Consider the following 3,069-nt stretch of genomic DNA (forward strand, 5'->3'; position numbering starts at 1 on the left):
AACCCATATATACGAATGATTGTAGACATAACGAAATAAGCTATTAGCGCAAGGTCCGATTCTATTATGATTTAAACTCTTTTCCTTTCGATTTCTACTGAAAACAAAGTGTGTTTACAATCAAGAATTTGATTTTATTCTTATTCGAACAATAATAAAAAAGGACGAACATATAGTCCGTCCTCATTACCTATGGTTCTTAAAAGATGTCTAAGCTTCTGCTGGCGCAGCTTCTTCTGCTTCAGGAGCAGCCTCTTCAGCTGTTTTTTCAGCTTCTGCTTCAGCCTTCGCTGCAGCTTCAGCAGCCTTCTTCTCAGCTACTTTCTTAGCGATGCTTTCATTCATCTTCTTTTCTGCTTCGAGTTCAGCTTTTTCAGCATCCTTCTTTGCTTTCGCATCCTTTTCACGGATATCATCAAAGCCTTTCTGCTTATTCTCTTTCCAAGCGTCAAACTTCTTCTGTGCTTCAGCTTCATCAAATGCACCCTTCTTTACTCCACCACGAAGATGTTTCATCAAATAAACACCCTCACGCTTTAGAATGTTACGAACAGTGTCGGTTGGCTGTGCACCTGTTTCTACCCAATACAAGGCGCGGTCGAAATTCAAATCTACAGTAGCTGGATTGGTGTTTGGATTAAACGTTCCAATCTTCTCAGTAAATTTACCATCACGTGGTGCTCTAACATCAGCGATTACGATACCATAAAAAGCATAACCTTTACGGCCGCCACGCTGCAATCTGATTCTTGTTGCCATTTTCTTTATATATTAATTAGGTTTGAATTTATGCTGTCAACTCGTAACAGCGCATGCAAAGGTAAGAAGATTTATCAACAACAAACTTTATGTATCTGCATTAATACATTTGTTTAAAGTTATTTAACCAAAGAGAGTCTACATTAAAAACATTGTAGACTCTCTCCTATTAGTTTGAAGTTATTTTATGCTTAAGCTCATCATAGGGCTTAAATGATGATTCTCCTTACATCACTCCATCTTCGCGAAGTTTCTTTTGCCATTTCCATGCACTGGCAAGAACCTCTGTCAATGGTGTGTCGGCTTTCCAACCAAGTTCTTTGTTGGCCTTACTACAATCGCCCCAAATCTTTTCGATATCTCCTTCTCGACGCGGACCATAGTGCCAATTCACCTTTACTCCCGTTGCTTCTTCAAATGTATCTACGATTTCTTTGGTTGTGTTTCCGTGTCCCGTACCTATGTTGAAATAGTCTATGCGGTCTGCATCTTTCTCTAATACTCGACGCATCGCAGCAACATGGGCTTTGGCAAGATCCACCACATAAATATAATCACGTATACATGTGCCGTCAGGCGTATCATAATCATTACCAAAAATGGTCAACTCTTTGCGTATTCCTATTGCTGTTTGTGTTACATAAGGAATAAGATTTGCAGGAACTCCATTAGGCAACTCGCCAATTAAAGCTGTAGGATGAGCACCTATCGGATTAAAATATCTTAGGATAATACTCTTTATATCAGCCCCACTATGTATGTAATCATAAATAATCTGCTCATTTATTTCCTTTGTATTGCCATAAGGTGAAGTCGCCTTCTGATGAGGAGCATCTTCTGTAACTGGCAAATTCTCTGGCTTGGGTTGACCATATACAGTGCAACTTGAAGAGAATATAATTCCTTTAACACCATACTGCGGCATCAATTCCAACAGATTAATAAGCGAAACAATATTGTTTCTATAATAAAGCAATGGCTTCTGAACGCTCTCTCCCACTGCCTTTGAAGCTGCAAAATGAATGATTCCAACGATATTAGAATACTTCTTAAACACCTCCTCGGTTGCTTCTTTATCGCGAAGATCTACCATCTCGAATGAAGGACGATAACCAGTTATTTCCTCTATGCCGTCAAGTACCTCCATTTTTGAGTTACTTAAATTATCAACAACGACAACATCATAGCCGGCTTCAATCAGTTCCACTGCCGTATGTGAGCCTATAAAGCCCGTACCACCTGTAACAAGTATAGTTTGTTTCATAGAAATTGTTTATAAGATTTACGGCAAAGTTACACAATTTGCATTGAATACACGGCATAAAGGCGTAAATAATTATTAATTTAATAAAGAAACTTTCTTGCAGGAATATAAATTGATAATAGTAAACGCACAAAAAAGGGTGCAGCCTGTTATCGCAACAGCGCTGCACCGCCACTTTAGACTTAGGAGTATTTATGACGATACCTATTGTATAACTACGCCGCTGCGCAGGTTTTCGTCGCAATAAGAGTTAATTTATGAATGCGGTTTTACGCATTTCCCTAAGCTCGACAATTTTATGGTTGGTTTTTATGTTTAATCCCAAAGTTGGGCTGTTCGGTTGTTCCGCCGCCGGCTTTCGGCTTCGGCTTCTTCTCCTCTACGAGAAACAGCGTGCCATCCTTATTCACACCCACCCAAATGGTTTTGGGCTTGCCATCGGCTGTGGTCTTGCCTGTTATGGCCAATTCATATTTGCGCTTGGCTGCCGTGCCCTTGGTCTTGCCTGTAAACGAGAGGCTGCCACCTTCAAGCTCCATTTGCTGTTCAAGTGCTGGGAATCCTGCTTTTAGCCTGTTTTCTTCTTCTGGTGTAGGCTTGGGCGTAGGTTTCTTCTGCGCCATGCTCTGTTTGTGCGAAGTCTTGAAGTGGTCGCTTTCCTGATTCATGCGGTCAACCAAACGCTCTATCAGCGCGCGGTCGTCGTCGGTTGTGGCAAAGAGATAGCTGGCCTCAATGTAGCGACAAACTACGCCAAAGACGGCATCGGTTTGCGGACGAACCTCACTCAATGCCGGCATTTTCTGGTCCACGGCCTTTTCCTGTCGCGTGTTATATACCTTTTGAAACTCATCGTTCACGGTCTTCAACTGTGCCGTAACTGGCGCCAGTCCTAATGCGGTCACCTCAGTGGCAAAGCGCTCTAAGTCTTTCAACATTCCACGCACCTCAGCCGTTTCCGCGTCAACCGCCTTATTTTGAATGCCTGCGTAAACGCCGAGCCCTTTGTCTAACGCCTTCGCTGCCTCGCACACCGCTGCCACGGG

General features: G+C 42.3%; 3 protein-coding genes. All 3 read right to left on the reverse strand.

All coding sequences use genetic code 11. The features are described 5' to 3' along the window. Window positions 1-210: 210 nt before the first annotated feature. Window positions 211-759: a 30S ribosomal protein S16 gene (locus HMPREF9420_RS01555; RefSeq protein ID WP_007133626.1), complete on the reverse strand. Its 549-nt coding sequence runs from the start codon at window positions 757-759 to the stop codon at window positions 211-213. Window positions 760-985: 226 nt separating this feature from the next. Further along, a complete protein-coding gene (galE, locus tag HMPREF9420_RS01560; RefSeq protein WP_007133627.1) occupies window positions 986-2,023 on the reverse strand; it encodes a UDP-glucose 4-epimerase GalE in 1,038 nt (345 codons plus the stop codon). Between the two features lie 296 nt (window positions 2,024-2,319). Beyond that, the coding region (locus HMPREF9420_RS12870) for a DUF6261 family protein (RefSeq protein WP_007133628.1) at window positions 2,320-3,069 on the reverse strand (750 nt) is incomplete at its 5' end.

Origin of the sequence: Segatella salivae DSM 15606 (assembly GCF_000185845.1) — a bacterium.
In the GTDB taxonomy this organism is placed as follows: Bacteria; Bacteroidota; Bacteroidia; order Bacteroidales; family Bacteroidaceae; genus Prevotella; species Prevotella salivae.

Bases quoted from the DNA above. Each gene is read 5' to 3' on its own strand.
- HMPREF9420_RS01555 (WP_007133626.1), bottom strand. From the start codon at position 759: ATGGCAACAAGAATCAGATTGCAGCGTGGCGGCCGTAAAGGTTATGCT.
- galE (WP_007133627.1), bottom strand. From the start codon at position 2,023: ATGAAACAAACTATACTTGTTACAGGTGGTACGGGCTTTATAGGCTCA.